This is a genomic window from Anaerobacillus alkalidiazotrophicus (assembly GCF_001866055.1).
The window spans coordinates 1,277,190-1,297,321 of record NZ_MLQS01000001.1; the positions used below are offsets into that span (position 1 = coordinate 1,277,190).

16 protein-coding genes and 1 tRNA gene are annotated in these 20,132 nt (G+C 33.8%); 14 read left to right on the plus strand and 3 right to left on the minus strand.

The genetic code is table 11. The features are described 5' to 3' along the window. The first annotated feature begins 266 nt into the window (after nucleotides 1-266). The 5 genes from BKP45_RS06245 (at nucleotide 267) to yugI (ending at nucleotide 6,419) form a co-directional block, all read left to right on the plus strand. A complete protein-coding gene (locus tag BKP45_RS06245; protein WP_071388802.1) occupies nucleotides 267-779 on the plus strand; it encodes an Lrp/AsnC family transcriptional regulator in 513 nt (170 codons plus the stop codon). Continuing rightward, nucleotides 776-1,951: an aminotransferase gene (locus BKP45_RS06250; protein WP_071388803.1), complete on the plus strand. Its 1,176-nt coding sequence runs from the start codon at nucleotides 776-778 to the stop codon at nucleotides 1,949-1,951. The genes BKP45_RS06245 and BKP45_RS06250 overlap by 4 nt, the downstream gene beginning before the upstream one ends. 393 nt (nucleotides 1,952-2,344) lie before the next feature. Beyond that, the gene (locus BKP45_RS06255; RefSeq protein ID WP_071388804.1) at nucleotides 2,345-3,487 is read left to right on the plus strand and encodes a DEAD/DEAH box helicase; all 1,143 of its coding nucleotides are present in this window, start codon (nucleotides 2,345-2,347) and stop codon (nucleotides 3,485-3,487) included. A 445-nt stretch (nucleotides 3,488-3,932) separates the two neighbouring features. Beyond that, nucleotides 3,933-5,852, plus strand: a complete 1,920-nt coding sequence (locus BKP45_RS06260) for a tetratricopeptide repeat protein (RefSeq protein WP_071388805.1) — start codon at nucleotides 3,933-3,935, stop codon at nucleotides 5,850-5,852. A gap of 153 nt (nucleotides 5,853-6,005) precedes the next feature. Beyond that, the gene (yugI, locus tag BKP45_RS06265; protein WP_071388806.1) at nucleotides 6,006-6,419 is read left to right on the plus strand and encodes a S1 domain-containing post-transcriptional regulator GSP13; all 414 of its coding nucleotides are present in this window, start codon (nucleotides 6,006-6,008) and stop codon (nucleotides 6,417-6,419) included. A 311-nt stretch (nucleotides 6,420-6,730) separates the two neighbouring features. Here yugI and BKP45_RS06270 read toward each other — a convergent pair whose 3' ends face one another. Further along, nucleotides 6,731-6,958, minus strand: coding sequence for a DUF378 domain-containing protein (locus BKP45_RS06270; protein WP_071308144.1), 228 nt, complete (start codon nucleotides 6,956-6,958; stop codon nucleotides 6,731-6,733). A gap of 265 nt (nucleotides 6,959-7,223) precedes the next feature. On the opposite strand from BKP45_RS06270, the gene BKP45_RS06275 reads away from it, so the two are divergent. Then, nucleotides 7,224-8,387: an iron-containing alcohol dehydrogenase gene (locus tag BKP45_RS06275; protein ID WP_071388807.1), complete on the plus strand. Its 1,164-nt coding sequence runs from the start codon at nucleotides 7,224-7,226 to the stop codon at nucleotides 8,385-8,387. A gap of 197 nt (nucleotides 8,388-8,584) precedes the next feature. Beyond that, complete coding sequence (locus BKP45_RS06280) at nucleotides 8,585-9,940, plus strand: glucose-6-phosphate isomerase (protein WP_071388808.1); 1,356 nt, start codon at nucleotides 8,585-8,587, stop codon at nucleotides 9,938-9,940. A 39-nt stretch (nucleotides 9,941-9,979) separates the two neighbouring features. Here BKP45_RS06280 and BKP45_RS06285 read toward each other — a convergent pair whose 3' ends face one another. Beyond that, nucleotides 9,980-11,530: a GGDEF domain-containing protein gene (locus tag BKP45_RS06285; protein WP_071388809.1), complete on the minus strand. Its 1,551-nt coding sequence runs from the start codon at nucleotides 11,528-11,530 to the stop codon at nucleotides 9,980-9,982. Nucleotides 11,531-11,643: 113 nt separating this feature from the next. Beyond that, nucleotides 11,644-12,639, minus strand: coding sequence for a potassium channel family protein (locus BKP45_RS06290; RefSeq protein WP_071388810.1), 996 nt, complete (start codon nucleotides 12,637-12,639; stop codon nucleotides 11,644-11,646). 186 nt (nucleotides 12,640-12,825) lie between these two features. Between BKP45_RS06290 and BKP45_RS22455 the strand changes: the two genes are divergently transcribed. The 7 genes from BKP45_RS22455 to BKP45_RS06320 all read left to right on the plus strand — a co-directional run bounded on the left by BKP45_RS22455 (nucleotide 12,826) and on the right by BKP45_RS06320 (nucleotide 19,961). After that, nucleotides 12,826-12,984 (plus strand): hypothetical protein, encoded by a 159-nt coding sequence (locus BKP45_RS22455; RefSeq protein WP_169824071.1) that lies wholly within the window; start codon nucleotides 12,826-12,828, stop codon nucleotides 12,982-12,984. 87 nt (nucleotides 12,985-13,071) lie between these two features. Beyond that, nucleotides 13,072-13,147, plus strand: a tRNA-Ala gene (locus tag BKP45_RS06295). A gap of 358 nt (nucleotides 13,148-13,505) precedes the next feature. Beyond that, entirely contained in the window at nucleotides 13,506-13,892 is a 387-nt protein-coding gene (locus tag BKP45_RS06300; protein ID WP_084787642.1) for a hypothetical protein, read from the plus strand. Then, nucleotides 13,882-14,445 carry a hypothetical protein gene (locus BKP45_RS06305; RefSeq protein WP_071388811.1) on the plus strand — a complete coding sequence of 188 codons (564 nt, stop codon included), beginning with the start codon at nucleotides 13,882-13,884 and terminating at the stop codon, nucleotides 14,443-14,445. The genes BKP45_RS06300 and BKP45_RS06305 overlap by 11 nt, the downstream gene beginning before the upstream one ends. Nucleotides 14,446-15,043: 598 nt before the next feature. Continuing rightward, entirely contained in the window at nucleotides 15,044-16,603 is a 1,560-nt protein-coding gene (locus tag BKP45_RS06310) for a response regulator transcription factor (protein ID WP_071388812.1), read from the plus strand. A gap of 14 nt (nucleotides 16,604-16,617) precedes the next feature. Beyond that, complete coding sequence (locus BKP45_RS06315) at nucleotides 16,618-18,384, plus strand: sensor histidine kinase (RefSeq protein WP_071388813.1); 1,767 nt, start codon at nucleotides 16,618-16,620, stop codon at nucleotides 18,382-18,384. A gap of 293 nt (nucleotides 18,385-18,677) precedes the next feature. Continuing rightward, on the plus strand, nucleotides 18,678-19,961 hold the full coding sequence (locus BKP45_RS06320) for an ABC transporter substrate-binding protein (RefSeq protein WP_071388814.1): 1,284 nt from the start codon (nucleotides 18,678-18,680) through the stop codon (nucleotides 19,959-19,961). The last annotated feature ends 171 nt before the right edge of the window (nucleotides 19,962-20,132 follow it).

Genomic DNA, 20,132 nt, shown 5'->3' on the forward strand with positions numbered 1-20,132 from the left:
AAAGTTCCTCAAGGTTCTTTATTAATAAATTTCTAACTTGGAAACTGTCTAGCTCCAGGCGCCATCGGCTCGATCGCTTCAGACCTTCTCTTTCGGTCAAAAACCGACCGCTACGAGCAGGTCTTCCAGTGTTTGTCGCCGATAGGCGGGCGCCTTGCGCTTTTCATAATATAATCAACAAAAGTTCTGAATTTATAAATAATAATTTCCATTGAGTACTTTAATTATGATATGATAAACTGCATAAATGAATATTTTTAGGATAAATGCAAGGGGGATTTTCTTTGGAATCTAAAGAGCGAGAAATCTTACAACTAATTGAAGAAAATGCAAGGATAGCAGTAGACACATTAGCAAAAATGGTTGACTTATCGATAGAAGAAACTCAAGCAATTATTCAAAAGTTAGAAGACCAAAAAGTTATCTTAGGTTATTCTGCGGTTATTGACTGGACAAAGGTTAAAACGACTGAGACAGTAACGGCAATGATCGATGTGAAAGTGACACCAAAACGTGGAGTTGGTTTTGATGATGTAGCTGAACGAATATATCGTTTCCCGGAAGTTCGTGCACTGTATTTAATGTCTGGTGCTTATGACCTTTCTGTAGTGATTGAAGGAAAGACAATGAATGAAATTGCACGTTTTGTCTCAGATAAGCTCTCTACCATTGATTCAGTTATCTCAACTACAACACACTTCCAGTTAAAAAAATATAAACATGATGGAGTTGTGTTTAGCGATGGTGAAGAAGATCGTAGGATTGTGATTACGCCATGACATCAAAGGTAAAAGGCAGCATTAGAACTTCTAAACTTGTAAATGAAATTCAACCATCAGGCATTCGTAAATTTTTTGATTTAGCATCATCAATGGATAACATTATTTCTCTTGGGGTTGGTGAGCCAGACTTTGTTACCCCATGGGCAACTCGTGAAGCGTGTATTTCTTCTTTAGAAAGAGGCTACACAGCTTATACAGCTAACGCAGGTCTTCTGGAACTAAGAGTTGAAATTTGTGAGTATATGAAAAAGCAATTTCAACTATCTTATGATCCTAAAAATGAAATTATTGTTACTGTAGGAGCTAGTGAGGCTTTAGATATCGCTTTACGTGCTATTGTTGATCCAGGAGATGAAGTCATTGTCGTTGAACCGACTTTCGTCTCTTATGCACCGTTAGTGACTCTAGCTGGTGGAAAGTCAGTTTCGGTAGGGACAACAGTAGAAACAAATTTCAAACTAACTCCTGACCAACTACAAAAGGCTATTACACCACGAACGAAGGCAATTATGTTAAGTTTCCCGAATAATCCGACAGGGGCAACGATGACGAAGGAAGAACTAGAAGCAATTGCACAAATCGTGGAAGAACATAATTTGATCGTTCTATCAGATGAGATCTATGCAGAATTATCGTATGACAGTAAACATGCGAGTATTGCTAATATCGAAGGAATGAGAGAGAGAACAATCATTATTTCAGGTTTTTCAAAAGCATTTGCTATGACAGGTTGGCGCTTAGGGTTTGTAACTGGACCTAGTGATATCATAAGCGCAATGCTGAAAATTCATCAATACACATTAATGTGTGCTCCTACAATGGCTCAGTATGCTGCCGTTGAAGCATTACAAACTGGTATGGAAGATGTAAATAAGATGGTGCAAAGTTATAAACAGCGTCGGAATTACTTTGTAAAGTCATTCGAAGAAATCGGACTTCCTTGTCATGTACCAGGTGGAGCTTTTTATGCGTTTCCATCAATCAAAGATACAGGACTAACATCAGAACAATTTGCAGAACAACTTTTAATATCTGAACGAGTGGCTGTAGTACCTGGACATGTTTTTGGTAGTGGTGGTGAAGGGCATATTCGTTGCTCCTACGCAACCTCACTAGATAATTTAAAAGAAGCAGTTACTAGAATTGGACGTTTCTTGGAGAAACTATAATTTAGGAGCGATTAGCATTTTCGAGCTAATCGCTTCTTTGTGTGTGTTGATTTTTATGAAGGACGTCGCTCCGTTAGTGAAATCATATTTTCGATAAGTAAATGAGGAATTCGCAAAGTAAAAAGTAAATTTCTGAAACTAACTTGCAAAAGTTTTTCAATACTAAAGCCGGGGTACAAAAAAAGCGAAACTATAAAAGTTTCGCAAAAATAGGGGGAATACTAAATTGTATACATCTATATCTTTTCCGGAAATTAATTATTTAAACATAAAATTATCACAAATTTAGATATTTATGATAATTTTTACTGTAATATATAAACAATTTGTTCTTTTACATTGTTTTCTGTATAGTAACAAGTAGAATGAACATTGAATTGAAAGGTGAATGAGATGGAGATAGACTTTGAAAAGTTAGAAATTGCCCCGTTTTTATTAAAAGGGTTAGAAAAAATGAAAATAACGACACCGACACAAATACAACAAGAGGCGATCCCTACTATCTTAAGAGGTGAACATGTGATTGGCCGTTCTAAAACGGGTTCTGGAAAAACATTAGCATTTTTACTTCCATTGCTATCAAAAGTAGATGAAGCGAATAAAGAATTGCAAGCAATGATTTTAGCACCGACTCATGAGCTAGCAATGCAAATTTATCGAGTGGTTGAGGAGTTAGTAACAGAAACGAACATTCAAATTGATGTGTTCATTGGAAGTGCCAACATCAAAAGGCAAATTGATAAGTTGAAAAAGCAAAAACCACAAGTGGTTGTTGGAACACCAGGGCGCATTCTTGAACTTGCTCAGCAAAAAAAGCTGAAAATTCACCAATGTAAAATGGTGGTTGTTGATGAAGCAGATCGTATGTTAAAAGAGAGAGAAACGAGACAAGCGTTTGTAGAAATTTCCAAGCGGATGGATAAAGAAACAAAGTATATGTTTTTCTCAGCGACCATTTCTGATGAATTAAAAATAGATATTGAAGCTTTAATTAGAGCAAATGCAACACTTATTTCTAGTGATGAAAAAATAGAGACAGAAAAGGTACAACATGAGTTTATTAAATGTGACGATCGTGATCGAATAGATACGGCAAGGCGCCTTATTCATAGCTTAAAAGTAACACGAGGAATTATTTTTGTGAATCACTTAGATAAAGTGGTAGAAACGACCAAGAAACTTCAGTATAAAGGTATGAAGGCAGCTGCCCTCTCAAGTGAAAGTGATAAACAGCAAAGAGCTAAAGTCATTCAACAACTTCAAAATGGTGAAATACAGGTTGTTGTAGCATCTGATTTAGCAGCTAGAGGTCTAGATGTTGATGATGTGACACATATTATCAACCTTCATCCACCTGTTGATGAGGACGCTTATGTTCATCGTGCTGGTCGAACTGGGAGAATGGGGAAGCTTGGTGCAGTCCTTACATTGGTTACGCCTAAAGAATTGTTTATTATTGATAAATTTCAGAAGAAATTAGGCATAACAATCACAGAAAAAAAATTAGCCTACGGAAAACTTTATAATAAAGCTTAACTTTCATGCACGGGGGATTTTAACATCCCTCGCGGATTGAAACATGCGACCTTTAGGGCGGCTTATTCTCCACCAAATTATTCCTCTTTAATTTTGAGGTGGCGATTTTGCTGCCCTACATATTTTCTGGAAAAATTGTAATAAATGAATGAACTTTCAAAAGTCGGAATGAGCCCGAACTCTATTTTAAAAAACGAACAACTCTATTTGTTTCCGTTAATCCAACTGATTTGAACTTAAGGGTCATACCCCCCACATCTAAGGGTAGCGTAGGTGGGAACTTCCATTCGGGTGGAGGTGAGACTCCATCTGAATTTCCGATGTTCGAGCGTTGCTAGAACGAGTTCTCTTAGAAGATAATAAAATTAAATTGGCTAGAATTTAAAAATTGTATTATGATAGATAGTTGGTAGAAAGTATTGGTCGGAAAAAGGAGTTAACAACTATGAAGAAAAATCATGTAAAAAAGAAAAAAAATAAGACATCATCGATAGCTAATACATTAGAGCGTCTAAATCAATTTCAAACGAAACAGCCACAAAAATTTAAACAAGTATTTGATTTTTATCAAAAAGGTCAAAATGAGTTAAATCAAGGGTTAGTTTACCAAGCGAAAGATAGTTTCGAAGCAGCTTTACGTATTTATCGTGAATACATACCAGCTCAAAATTATTTAGCGGTTATTCATGGTTTACTTGCTAATTATCTTGAAGCATTAAAAATTGTGAAACAAGTTATAAAGTTAGATGATAAGAATGTTTTTGCTTATATCCAGGGAGCAATCTTTCTTTATCGACTAGAGCGTCAAAAAGAGGCAGAAGCATATTCACAAAAAGCGCTAAGTTCATTTTATGAACGAGAGGGCCATGACTCGTATACCGATTATGATCTACTCCAAAAGTTGGTTGAAATGCTCTCTGTACTAAGGGAAGATGCAACTTTATCAAAGCTTTACCATGAACGAAAAAGTCAATTATCACCAATGTCTTTATATCGTTCGGCATTATCATTAAGTAATGAAGGCCAATACGATGAGGCTAGAGTAGCTTTTCAAACGATATATGATCATACACCTATCAAAGAACAAGTAAGGTTATTAGATAGAAGTTTGAAGCTCTTTGTCGAAGTAGGGATACCAGTACCATTACTATTTGCTGAAGAGGAAGAAGGTTTTAAACTGACTATGGCAGTCGCTTCATTATTTGATGGTGAGGAAAATAAAAAACAAGCTAGTTTTAATTACATAAAAAATAATGAAAGCATAGAGACGAAAAAATTAATAAAACGTTTACTCAAAACAAATAAGCTAGAAGATTGGGTGAAAAAATCGCTACTTTCTATACTTGCGGATTTTGGGGAGGCAATGGAACCTGTTACCGTTTTATTAGATGGCGAAATACAATTAATATCACTACAGCCCGTAGAGTTAACTTTAAACGAAAATTTAGGTGAAGTTTTCATGAAAGGGAAAGTTAAAGCTTCAGAAGGAAGTTATCTTGAAGCAATTGACCTCTTTACTAAAGTGAAAAGCGAAGCTCCAACCTATTTACCTGTATACCTACAGTTGGCCAATACTCATCTGCAAATGAAGGAATTTGAAAAAGCGAAAACCGCTCTTGATGAAGCCAATAATATTGCTCCGTTAGCATCTGTATTTTTAGGGTACAGCAAATATTATTTCGATATTGGCGATATGACAAGTGCAATGGAACACGTAAATCAATTTGATACACGTGAATTAGAGAACAAAGAGGATATTTTTGAAGCTGTTTTACTCAAAATAAAAATAACTGCAGAGTTGACGGATAAGACAAAAGCATTAGATGTGTTAAAGGAAGAAAAGGAAAAGTTTGAATTAGTATTAGATGGTTGGAAAGAGTTCGAAATAGAATTAAATAATTTAATTCCTAAGGAAAAGCCGAAAGTTGAAGCGGTTGAACCGGTAAATAGTAGACAAGTAGCCGTGACAGAACCACTAGATTTACTCGAAATCTTCGAACGATATACTAAGGATAAACTTATTTCAATAGTGAAATTTTATAAAATTAGAGGTTATTCTAAGTTAAATAAAAAAGATCTTATTTCACTTATCATAAAAGAAGTTTATGAAAATAAATTATGGAAAACGTCTCTGACACAAAATGAACTGTCGTTATACAATAGCTTAGCGGAAAAAGGTACATCTCTTTCTGAGGAAGAGGTTGTGAAATATAGTGCTACTGATGCAAATTTATTTTTTAACGAACTTAAAGGTAACACAGATTTTAGCGAAATGAAATCCGATCATGGTAGCCTATTACTAAAAGGTGCGTTAATAGCTACACTCAATGATGAAAAGGAGTGGCAACTCCAAATAGTGAAATAATTTTTATGTAGCTTCATTTAGGTAATTATGAAATTCACTCAAGTAAGTAAGTTTAAAGAGTGTTTTTGGAATAACTACTATAAGAACAATCTTTGTTTATTCAATCGATCTATGCTATACTTAGTTAGTTAAAAAAATTTAGGAGTTGTTTTTATGTCAGATCAATTAGAAGTTGGAAGTGTAGTTGAAGGTAAAGTTACAGGAATTAAGCCTTTCGGAGCATTTGTTGCTATAAACGAAGAAAAACAAGGTTTAGTTCATATTTCACAAGTTGCTCACGGGTTTGTAAAAGAAATTAACGAACACCTATCAGTTGGTGATGAAGTTAAAGTTAAAGTAATGTCTATAGACAGCGAAACAGGGAAAATTTCATTATCTATCCGTGAAACAGTCCCAGCACCAGAGCGACCAGAAGCGAAACCACGTTTTGACAAACCAAAAAAGGTAGAAGCTAAAGTAAGTCAAGAAAAGAACCAAGGTTTCAATACACTTGAAGAAAAGTTGAAAAGCTGGTTAAAGCAATCAAACGAAATTCAAGCTGACCTTAACAAACGTACAAAAAAATAAATAAAATGGGCAATCGATCATTCGGTTGCTTTTTTATTTTAGGAAAATCTTTTCTGTTTCCATTCACTATTCAGTTGCAATGTTAAGGTCTTCAATCTAGTATCGGAATTATTGGGATTAAATGGTAACGAATAAAATACTGTCGAACGGTAAATGTCTTTTACAAATTCTCCATGAAGTAAACATTTCTATGGGAAATTTGACAAATTATTCCCCTGGAAATGAAAAAAAGCTGACTGAAAATATACCATTACAAACACAGTTGCAAATGTAAATGGACAATTTCAGTCAACCTCATGTTGAAAGATGGATTATCTTTCTGGCTGTGGGCTTCTTTCTAATTCCTCATCAGGTTTAAATAGGATGGAAATACAGTATAAGCCAGCAAGTCCAACTAGTGCATAAATAAATCTAGAAAATCCTGCTGCTTGCCCTCCAAAGATAGCAGCAACTAAATCGAAGCGAAAGAACCCAATTAAGCCCCAGTTAATAGCACCAATAATCGCAAGAACTAAAGCAAAACGTTGAATTCCACTCATTTCTTTCACCTCCTTAAGCGGGGGATAAGTAAATTTAGAAGAACCCACCTTCGTCAGTAGGTATTAGTTTATCTTGTATCATCTATTTTAAAATTGATGATAATACAAGAATCCTAACATCTTCTACTGTTAGAATGACAAATAATTGAGTTATTTATACATTTATTAATTAAAAATAGAAAAATATGTATGTAGAAAAAGTACTTTAGCTTTACGAATGAGTTTAGAATCGTACATAATAAAATGGAAAGGATGTGGATAAGATATGGAAAATTTTGTGTTTCATAATCCGACAAAGTTAATCTTTGGGAAAGGGCAACTTCAGCACATTAAAACTGAGGTTCCTAAGTATGGCGATAAGGTACTTTTAGTTTATGGCGGTGGCAGTATTAAACGGAATGGTTTATATGAGAAGGTAATCCAACAATTAGAAACTATTGGTTCAGTTGTCTTTGAGCTGGGTGGAGTTGAACCGAATCCACGCATTACGACTGTACATAAAGGTGTAGAAATTTGTAAACAAGAGGAAATCCAATTTATTCTAGCCGTAGGTGGTGGAAGTGTTATTGACTGCACGAAAGCAATAGCGGCTGGTGCGAAGTATGATGGCGACCCTTGGGATATCGTAACAAAGAAACATCTGCCGACTGATGCTCTTCCATTTGGAACAGTCTTGACTTTAGCGGCTACAGGAACAGAGATGAACTCAGGGTCAGTTATCACAAACTGGGAAACAAAAGAAAAGTATGGTTGGGGAAGTCCACATGTGTTTCCGAAATTTTCTATATTAGATCCTGTAAATACTTTTACTGTACCAAAAGAACACACTGTCTATGGAATCGTCGACATGATGACACATGTTTTAGAACAATATTTTCACCCTGCTACAAATACACCGTTACAAGAAAGAATGTGTGAAGCGGTTTTATTAACAGTTATTGAATCAGCACCACAACTTATTAATCATCTCGACAGTTATGAATTACGTGAGACAATTCTTTTTTCAGGTACAATTGCTTTAAATGGCTTTCTACAAATGGGAGCCAGAGGAGATTGGGCATCACATAATATTGAACACGCCATATCAGCTGTTTACGACATCCCACATGCAGGTGGTTTAGCAATTATTTATCCGCAGTGGTTACGCCATGTGAAAAGTCTTAGTATATCTAAATTAAATCAATTAGCAATTCGGGTGTGGAGCGTAGATCCTATTGGTAAAGCAGAAGATGAAATTGCAGAAGAGGGGATTGTGAGATTAGAGGAATTTTGGAGAAGTCTTGGAGCACCCAGTAAATTAATCGATTATAAAATTGACTCAAAGATTGATTTAATTGCAGATAAAGCAATGGCTAGAGGTGAGTTTGGAAATTATAAAAAATTAAATAATGATAATGTCATTGAAATTTTAAAGAGATCGTTATCATAACAATACTCTAGAACATCGGCTAGCTTAGGCCGGTGTTCACTATATTTTAATATTTCCTAAGTGGTAGCGCTTACATCAAAAAAGTAACTTGATTTGTTTGTCCTATTTTAATAAAGTGTAGATGATGAGTTTTCTTAGTTTAAGACATATTAGCTTTATGGAAAAACTAAAATAAAAAATTCGGGAGGTTTTAATTAATGAGTGAAAAATTGCAATTTGATTACTCCAAAGCTTTAGATTTTATTCAAGAACATGAGGTTACATATTTACAAGATGCAATTACTACAGCGCATACAGCATTACATAATAAAACAGGAGCAGGTAATGATTATCTTGGTTGGATTGATCTCCCAGAGAACTATGACCGTGAAGAGTTTGCACGTATTAAAAAATCAGCTGAAAAAATTAAGTCTGATTCAGATGTATTATTAGTAGTTGGAATTGGTGGATCATATTTAGGAGCACGTGCAGCTATTGAAGCATTAAATCATACATTTTATAACGTTTTATCAAAAGAAGAAAGAAAAACACCTCAAGTAATCTTTGTAGGTCATAACATTAGCTCTACTTATGTGAAAGATTTAATGGATCTTCTTGAAGGGAAAGATGTTTCTGTAAATGTTATTTCAAAATCAGGAACGACAACTGAACCTGCCATTGCATTCCGCATCTTCCGTGACTACTTAGAGAAGAAATATGGTGTAGAAGAAGCTCGTACACGTATCTATGCAACAACTGATAAAGCGCGTGGAGCTTTAAAAACGTTGGCAACTGAAGAAGGTTATGAGTCATTTGTTGTTCCAGATGATGTAGGTGGTCGCTTCTCAGTACTAACTGCTGTAGGATTATTACCAATTGCAGTTAGTGGAGTTGACATTGATGCATTGATGCAAGGGGCTGCTGATGCTCGTACAGATTTAGAAAATCCAGACTTAAATACAAATATTGCATATCAATATGCTGCAGTTCGTAATGCTTTATACAATAAAGGAAAAACAATTGAATTAATGGTTAACTATGAGCCAGCTCTTCATTTCGTTGCTGAATGGTGGAAACAGCTTTACGGTGAAAGTGAAGGGAAAGACCAAAAGGGTATCTTCCCTGCTTCAGTTGATTTCTCAACTGACTTACATTCTATGGGTCAATATGTTCAAGATGGGCGTCGCGATCTTTTCGAAACGATCCTTCATATTGAGAGAGTCGAAAAAGAAATTGTCATTGAAGAAGCATCTAGTGATTTGGATGGATTAAACTATTTAGCTGGAAAGACAATGGATTTTGTTAACAAGAAAGCTTTTGAAGGAACAATGCTTGCTCATACAGATGGTGGGGTACCAAACTTAATCGTTTCTATTCCAGAATTAAATGCTTATCACTTTGGTTATTTAGTATACTTCTTTGAAAAAGCATGCGCAGTTAGTGGATACCTGTTAGGTGTTAACCCATTTGACCAACCTGGGGTTGAAGCTTATAAGAAAAACATGTTTGCGCTTCTTGGAAAACCGGGATTCGAAGAAGAAAAAGCAAAATTAGAAGCACGTTTAATTAAATAATAAAAATAAAGCCAGTTCCTAAATAAAAAGGAGCTGGCTTTATTTGTAATAACAGTATTCGAGTGAATATTCTTTTGCTATGTACATAGCTTTATCGGCCAATTTGATTAGTTCATCAATATCCTTTGCGTCCTTTGGGTACTGAGAAATACCAATACTTAAACTTATTGTTATTTCTTGATCAAAAATATGGACAGGTTTCATTACGTCATGAATCAATTTTTTTATGACCTCATCAATACACGTATGGTCCACTTCGTTAATGATTAGGATAAATTCATCACCGGCTTGTCTATACACAATACCAATATCTTTTATGGCTACTGTTAATAACTTTGCAATTACCTTCAACACTTCATCGCCATAATTATGCCCAAATGAATCGTTAATTGGCTTAAACTTATTTACGTCAATAAAAACTAATGTGAAAGGCTTTGAATCTTTCATGAAATTATTAAGATCTTCATAAAGTGCACGACGATTAAGAAGGTTTGTTAAGTCATCATGGAGAGCCATATAATTAATTTTATCGATAGCCTGGATCAGTTGTTGATTTTTATTTGAAAGTTGCTCAGTTCGTTCAATTACCTTCTCTTCTAATTGATTTTTCATATCTGAAATTGTTTTGAGAAGTCTATGAATATGATAGCTAGACAATATTTGCCTTAGAAGGATTAAAAAAATTGTTCCAAATAAAAATATTGTATATATATTGTTATTTGTTTGAATATAAAATATGTGTAGAGCCAATATACATCCAATTTGTAAAATCATTCGGAAAACATTCCATTTAAAACGCTCAGGAAAAAGTGATGTCTTTTGTTGAGTAACTTCTTGAGTTTCAGATAAACTATACGTGGCTACCCCAAACAATAATATACTTAGACTCCATAATATTTCCAATAAACTATTATACGTATAAATATAATGATATAGTGTTATAGCAAATAACATATCCCCGATAACTTGAAGTGAAATAGCTGTAAGGAAAATTTTAATGGTTAGCTGAGAAAATAAGGTGTTTTTATTAAAAATAAAGCAATTTACTATTGCGAAAAGTAAAAATAAAACTAAAGCAGGATAAAACGTTGAAGCAAATGTTTCCAATAAAGTAAACCCACTAGCCTTAAAAACTGGAACAAAAAACTCTACTGATAATAAGACAACAATGGTTGCGTAGATAATTAATAGATCTAATAAATAAATCATAAATTGAAGGCGTTGATTATTAATTGAAACAAGATAGAAAAAAGCAACAATAAACAGTATTGTACTCAAATAATAAAAAATATCACTCAGTCCTGGAAAAACAATTTCTTCTTCGTAAATATAGGTAACTTGATATTTCCAAACAAGTTCAGCAATCAAATAAGATAAAGTTGCTAATAAAAACAAAAGGAGAAATTTCCGTTTTTGACCTACGGCATGACGATATACTGTTAATTGTAATAAAAATGATATAACCACTGCGGTTATAGCAAATAGACTTGAACCCAATATAGTCAAGCTTTCTGGAGAAAAAAGTAACCAAAGAAAATAAATGCTAACAAAGGAAAAACTTCCAATGATAAAGGACATTGTTTTTTTCATCTATATGTTTCTCCTATTTCTTAATCATTAGGAAAATTATACTATTTCGAAAGTACTTATTTCAATGGGGAAATGTAAAAAAGACTACCACTGATTAACTATCTGCAGTAGCTTTAACTTTTAATGACTATAAATTGGTCTCCATTTTGAATAGTGAAGGATGGTTTTGGTTGTAATAATACTTCGTTTTTTCGGTAAATACCGATTATTAACTTACCTTGATTTTCGTATTGAGAGATACACTCTTGATAATTTTTTCCAACCATATTATTTTCAATTTTTTCATATAACATCATATGTTCATTTTGGTGATCTAAAATTTGATGTATCACTTTTGTAATTCCATGATATAACGTACTATTAACCATAGCTAAGCTAGACAATAGTGATGTTTCGATAATCTCATCGGCTCCTGCACGTATGCAATTATTTTTTTGATTGGGAGTTAATATTTCCACAATACTATAGATACCTGGATTAATTCCTTTGATAGCTAATAAGGTAATAATACTTTTAGCATCAGATTCTGCTTCCTGTCCATGTAGGTTAGAGGTGATCACAACTGTATGTGCCTTCTGTATATTGGCTCTTTTTAGCGTTGCATCTTCTAATGGATTGCCACGAATAAAATGAATCATATTACTTTTCAAGGGACATTGCTTCATTGTTTGATCTATTAATACAATTTCTTGCCGAGGATTAAGTTGTTGTAAGTGAAAAATCACATTTTTTGCTCGTTCATTCCATCCAACTACAACATAATGGTTATCTTTCTTAAAAGAAAGTTCCCCATATTTAAGAGAATTTCTAGTTGTAATGGTAGACGAAGCTAATGTCGTTACGAAAAATGACACAACTCCAATCCCAAACATAATGACTAAAAAAGCTAATAATCGACCGAATACTGTAACTGGTGTATAATCTCCGTACCCTACAGTTGAAGCGGTCACAATTGCCCACCAAACGCCTTCAAAAAGAGTAGGGAACGTTTCAGGTTCAATAAAGTGAATGCCAATCCCAGCAGTAATTATTAAAGCAATGACAATTAAAAATAACCGAAGGACAACCGGAAACCTAGCGTACGTATGAATAACAGCGGTAAAATTCATGTAAATCCCCTCATTATAATAAAAGGTTATTGTAAAAATATACATGTATTACATAGTATGTCCTAAGCGTTTTATTCTACTTACTATCTCTTGAAAAAATAAAATGAGGAGAGTGCAGTAACTCGTTTTCATTATTTTACTATGGTATGATATGCAAGATAAAACTCGTAAATAGGCGGTGGTTACATGGTTCAAGTAACCGTACTTATGGTTACAATATTTGTTGGTTGGTTACTATTAGATTTTACTAAACATAAAAAATTGACGAAAGAAAACGTTTTGTCAGCACTTATTTCCGGCTTTATTGCAGGAGCTGTATATTATTTTCTGTTCGGTTTGTTTTAAATCCTAAAAAAATGTCGAAAAAAATAAAAAAATATGTTGAAATCTTCATTGGTTTTCATTATAATCATCTTATTGAGTTCAAGAGACGGGGGCTTAGCTCAGCTGGGAGAGCGTTTGGCTGGCAGCCAAAAGGTCAGCGGTTCGATCCCGCTAGTCTCCACCATCCCTAGGTGGCTTAAACAACTCAACTATAGGAGTGCATGTAATGCACCATACATATTGTGTACAACGACGTAGTTTTTCGTAATAGAGCGAGGAATTATGTCGTTTTTTATTTTTGTTGTTAAGAATCTTATTATTTATGCTTAAAAAATATAGAAGTATGTAATTAAATAAAACATTTACAAAATCGCACTTATCAAAATCGCACTTATCGGAGGTAAGGTATTTTCTTTTTTTTTGACTTGTCGAAAATACCCGACTATTGTATTGTTTTCTTGTTTTGGGTCGATAATGTTCTCTATTCAATGTATAATAGGATAGGTGCTTGATAATAGATTTTATTAAGGGAGGATGAATGTATGATGGAATGGGCGTTAACCATTTTGGTTGGTGCAGCAATGTTGTTGCTCGTTTTATCTTTTTATAATAATAAACAAGTACGGAAGGCTGAGGAACGAGGAATTGAACAGTTTTCTATTACTATTATGAAAGAAGTGCAACAATTAGAGAAGCAAATTCGAAAGGTCGAACTTGATACAGAAATTATAAAGAAAGAAACGGGGATTCAGGTAAGTTCTTCATCTGAAAACAGCCTATTGCAAGAAGTTTTTGATTTATATAAATCAGGCTATTCAATAGAAGGAATTGCTGCTGAAAAAAAGGTAACAGAGAATGAAGTAGCACTCATGCTTGCTCCTTTTATGGAAAAAAGCGTTGAAAGGAGAAATGTCGCAAATGGCAGCTAAATCGATGCAAAGTTTTGCGAGTGGTCTTTTAGTCGCGACAACTGTAGTTAGTGCAGTTTATTTCTTTGGGCCTACGGAAGCGATTAGTAAACAGACTGATGAGACACCAACTGTTGAGGAAATGAAAGTATTACTAAACTCCGAAGGGTATGTAGTAACGACTGAAGAAGAGATAGATAGTATGCTTCCTAGTGATGAGATCCAAACTGATGATGAGATGAAAAATTTACTTATTTCCAGTGGGTATGTGATCAAAACTGAGGAAGAATGGCAGGAGCAGCTTGAAGCTATTAAAGAGCTGGAAAAAGATAATCAGAAGCTTAGAGAAAGTGCGGATGAAAAAGTTGTTTATCGAACAATGCTAACTGTAGTTTCGGGGATGACGAGTATCGATGTTGGGCAAGCATTAGTACGTGCAAACATTATCGATAGAGCTATGGATTTAGTTAACGAAGTAGAGAAACGAGGCGTAGCCAACTCATTACGTCCAGGGACTTTTGAGATTGACAGTAATATGACCCTCGATGAAATTGTTAGAACGGTATTTAAATAAGGCGATCTATTAAGCTATATTATTAGCAAAAATGCAACCATATTTGGTTGCATTTTTTGAACTTAAAAAATCTTTACCATTTCAATAGCTATTGAAATTAGCATCTTAGTGTCACTTTTAATTCCTAAAATGATCGTGCCGCTAGAACACAGGAAAAGTAACTAATTAAATAGCTATTAGTATTGAATATTGGTATTGTGTGTTAGCGCACTTCTATCCGCTTTTGATTAATCCGACATATTTCTTCAATGAAACGGTGAATAATGTCGGTATTTTTGTGCGAAAAATGGCGGTGAGAAGTGCTATAATTATAGTTACTCAATGCTAGTGTTTTAGTAATTGTCATACTCGAAAACAGCCATAACAAGGTTAGACGTATCTATTTGACTAGGTATAGGTGTCTAGTAGTGAAAACCTATAATATCAAAATTTTTAAAAATAATAATAAAAAATGAGTGTCTTGGAGTAGGAATAGAACCACTTTGAGTCACTTATTTTATTACTATATCTTACTACAATTTGAAAAAAATTTTCAGATCAAACTTTGGACTTATTTTAATTCATTTTTAGCAAAAGTGTCAATAATAAAGGAGTGAGCATGTTGGTTCATAATGAATTATGTCGAGTAATTATTGTTGACGATGAACTTTTAATAAGACAAGGAATTAAGCACTTTTTTAACTGGGAAGAGGAAGGTTTTCAAATAGTCGGGGAGGCTTCAAATGGAAAGGAAGCTTTATCCCTCATTTCATCGACTGATCCACATATTATCATTACGGATATTGTGATGCCTATTATGGACGGAGAAGAATTGACACGGGTCGTGAAAGAGAATTATTCGCATATTGAAGTTATCATCCTTAGTAGTTTTGGAGAATTTGACTATGTACGATCGACTTTCCAAAACGGTGTTGTTGACTATATTTTAAAGCCGAAGCTTGATGGAAACATACTTTTAGATGTTTTAAGAAAAGCTGTAGCAAGGATCCCCCATTTTCAATTAGTAGAAAAACATTCCGATCATGAACTATCGATTGAAAAAATGATCAAAAGTCTGATTTCTGGGTATGAGTTCAGTCATACATCTGAGCAAATTTCTCAAACCTTTTCCTATGATAGTTATTGTTTATTAGGTATTAACTTTCATAATCAACCAATTAATGAAATAGATAATTACATAGCTGAAAAACAAAAAAAGATTGGGATAAAGCTTAGTTCGAACCTTTATCACTTTCAGTATTATCCCTTTAGACCTGAGAAAAACCTTCTCGTATTCCTATTCAATTTTAAAAATAGTGAGTTAGTTAATGTTATTAATTTAACTAGAAAATTAGCAGAAACGATGCAAGATACCTCTTTTATAATGACGGACGATTTTACTAGTTTCAACAATTTGGAAATCGCTTACAATGAAAAACTGAAAAAAATGGTTCAGTATAAATTTTATTTTCCAGATTGTTCATTTTTTATTAATAAAGATCTACCTCAGCCTACACCACGGTATGAAAAATTTAACTTAGATTGGTTTACAAGTGAGTTTAAGAGGGAGAATTTTGATTCAGCTTTAAGGTATTTAGAGGAACATGTACTGACTTTGTCTACTTGCTATACGACAGATATTTATGAGTTTAAATCTTTTTTTAATAATATTATTTTTAATATAACGATTTTACTAAGTAATATGGAATACGAAATACAGGAGTTAGATAAAGCAAAGTATACATACTTTCGATCAATAGATGAGTCAGAAAATGCTAGCGAAGTTCTTAATCATTGGAACAAGTTTCTATTAAACGCGAAACAACATATTACATCTTGTAAAAGTAAAGCGTGGAATCCGAATATAAAGAAATTAATGCAATATATTGCTAATCATTATGCAGAGCCAATCACATTAACTGAAGTGGCCAAACATTTTCATTTTAATCCATCCTATCTATCAAACTATTTCACAACACATAATAAAGAAAGTTTTACTGAATATTTAAATAAAATTCGAATAGAAGAGGCGTCAAAACTATTAAAACAAAATACAGCAGCGATCTCTGAAATAGGCAGTATGGTTGGATATTCGGACCACAGCTATTTCTGCAAGGTTTTTAAAAAAACAATGGGTATATCACCTAGTCAATATCGAAGAGAACAACAATTAAAATAAGAAATGAGTTTTTTATGAGATTAATAATTAACCGTATAAAACAAAGCAGTATGTTCATTATCATGTTTCTAATTACTGTTATCAGTATAATAAGTGTAACAATTATCATAACCTTTAATAACATACGGATGTCGGAAGAATTCTTTATAGAAACCTTTAGTATAACAAATCAAAAAGTGATAAACCAGATTAAAGGTAAATTTGAATCGTTCAACTACTCAGTTGTTATGGCATCAAATAATCTTTTACAAAACGGAACACTTAAACGAATACTCACTCAAGAGTATTCAAATATTGAGTTGATGACTGTTTATTATGATTTAAATGCACAGATGGAGCGTAATAAATCCTATTTTGGTACCTTTGAAGTTGGGATTATGGTTTCGGGTATGAATGGGATCCATTATGCAACAGACCACCGTATGCATTGGCCTATTTCTGATAAAGAACTAGAAGAACATCCAATAACAATTAATGTACGTAATGAACCTAAGTGGCTAAAATATTATTACTTTCAACATTTAGATAATGGACAAACTCACATAGTAGCATCACGAGCCTTTATCGAAAGACCTTCTTCTAATGTATATGGGGTAATGTATTTTTCCATGAAGGAAACGGAATTTAGACAGTTCTATTCTGACTTCACTAGTCCTGGTAATGATGTCCTTGTTTTGGATGAAAGAGGTATCATTGTGTCTAGTAATCGAGCAGAGTTAATTGGTGAGCAAGAAGAAAAACTTCTCGACTATGCTGTACAGTTATCAGGAGAGTCGGAAACTTATACAAATATAAGTTTCATGGGAGAGGATTATATACTTTTGTCTGAGTATCTCCCTACATTTAATATGTACTTGGTGAATTTAATTGATAAAAAGACGGCAATTGGAAATTTTGTAGATAAAAAGGCCATTTTCCTTATTAGTATGTCGATTGTTTTTGTGGCGTTAATTATTGTATTTTTTATTTCAAGAAAAATGACAAATTCATTATCAAAACTAGTAAAACAAATTGAAAATGCACCAAAACAAGATTTTCATCAATACGTTACTGTAACAGGTACTTATGAAACGAGACAAATTGGTATTGCATTTAATGCGATGCTTGATGAAGTTCATGAGTATGTCGATCGGTTAGTTCTTTCTCAAAAGCAAAAACGAAAAGCAGAGCTTGCGGCACTTCAGCAGCAAATAAATCCGCATTTTTTGTACAATACACTAACTTCCATTAAATTTATGGTCCTGCAAAAGGATAAAGATGATGCTGTAAATACAGTTAATTCGCTTATTTCATTATTACAAAACACGATAGGTAACGTGAGTGAAACAGTAACGATAGAGCAAGAATTAGATAACTTGAAAAACTATGTGTTTATTAATCAAAAAAGGTACGGAAATCGCATCAAAGTGAACTATTTCGTAGAACCGAAGTGTTTGGAATATTATATTCCAAAATTAGTACTTCAACCGTTTATTGAAAACTCTTTTTTTCATGCTTTTAACCAAAAGGCAGAAGGGTATATTAATGTTCTTATATGGCAAGAGGGTGAAACACTAATATGTGAAATTACAGATAATGGCGATGGAATGAAGGTTTCAAAAGAAAGCAAGTTACCGGATACCAAGCGTAATCAGCAACTCTTTAGCGGCATCGGAGTAAAAAATGTTCATGATCGAATCCAATTAATCTATGGTGAACCCTATGGTGTAACGATTACGAGTAAAATTGGTGAAGGGACAAAGGTAAGAATTACTTTTCCAACAAATAAAGCTAAAACTTAAATTCAATCAGTGTGGGGGCTCCTTTATCAATCAATAGGGCAGTGATCTCACATCAAAACTTTGCGTTTTTTTAGTTTTGGTGTGGGTTTTTACTGTCTTTTCTAATTATGAGAATAAAATTTTTATGAAATCTAAAAATATTCCAATTTTGCTAACCGCAAAAATAAAACAATAAAAATATCACAAATTTAAGAAGATATCGTCCTAACGGTAGCATTTAAACCAATGCTAATATGAAAAGTGTAAGAGGAAGCGCTTACAAAAAAGTCACTAAGACACGGGGGGAAGAAAAAATGAGGAAAATAATCATTGGTTTGTTATTAGTAAGTTTCATGATGTTAGCTGCTTGTTCATCTGGTTCTAATGAAACAGCTTCTGAAACAGAAACAGAAAAAATTACAGTCTGGGCTTGGGATCCGAATTTTAACATTAAAGCAATGAATTTGGCGAAAGATGCCTATGCTTCAGTAAATCCAGATTTTGAAATTGAAATTATTGAATACGCTCAAAATGATATTATTCAAAAATTAAACACAAGTTTAAGCTCTGGAACAAAATCAGGATTGCCAAACATCGTTTTAATAGAAGATTACCGTGCACAAAGCTTTCTTCAAGCTTATCCAGATGCATTCCACAAACTAACGGGTTCTTTTAATACTAATGATTTTGCACAGTATAAAATTGCTCCAACTAGTTTAAATGGAGAAAATTACGGCCTCCCGTTTGATACTGGGGTTACTGGGATGTATGTACGAACTGATTATTTAGAGCAAGCTGGATATACAATAGATGATGTTACGAATATTGATTGGAATCAATACATTGAAATCGGTAAAAAAGTAAAAGAAGTTACAGGAAAGCATATGCTTACTCTTGATCCGAACGATCTAGGTCTTGTTCGCATGATGATTCAATCAAGTGGTTCATGGTATTTGAAAGAAGATGGTACTACACCTGATTTAATTGAAAATGAAGCATTGAAAGAAGCATTTGCTTTATATAAAGAATTAATCGAAGCTGACTTAGTGAAACCAGTTTCTGATTGGAGTCAATTCTTAGCAGGATTTAATGGCGGAGATGTAGCCACGGTAGTAACAGGTAATTGGATTACGCCTTCAGTCAAAGCAGAAGCTTCGCAATCTGGAAATTGGGCAGTCGTTGCACAACCTAGACTTCCTGGAATGGCGAATTCAGTTAACGCGTCTAACTTAGGGGGAAGCTCTTGGTATGTGTTAGATCTTGATGGAAAAGAGGAAGCTACCGATTTCTTAGCCAAAACTTTCGGATCAAATGTTGAGTTGTATCAAAACTTCGTTACAGAAATTGGTGCAATGGGGACGTACAACCCAGCTTCTGAAGGTGAGGCGTATCAAGTAGAAGACGAATTTTTTGGTGGGCAACAAATTCTTGTTGATTTCTCAAAATGGTCTGAAGCGATCCCTCAAGTAAACTATGGATTACACACTTATGTTGTGGAAGATATATTAGTAGTAGCAATGCAGGATTACCTAAATGGAAAAGACATTGATAGTGCTCTTAAAGACGCTCAACAACAAGCTGATGCTCAAATTAGATAAAAAATAAAATGTTAATGTTTGCAAAGTTAGTATAGTAAAAAGGTTTGAGTTTCAGTAACTTCGTTGAATTTGTCTCTTTGTGACTATGTACGGTCTAGTTTCTCATCAGCGAGTGATACTGAAACTCTATCTTTTTTAGAAAGGTAAGGAGTGACTTCCCGTGATTCAAAC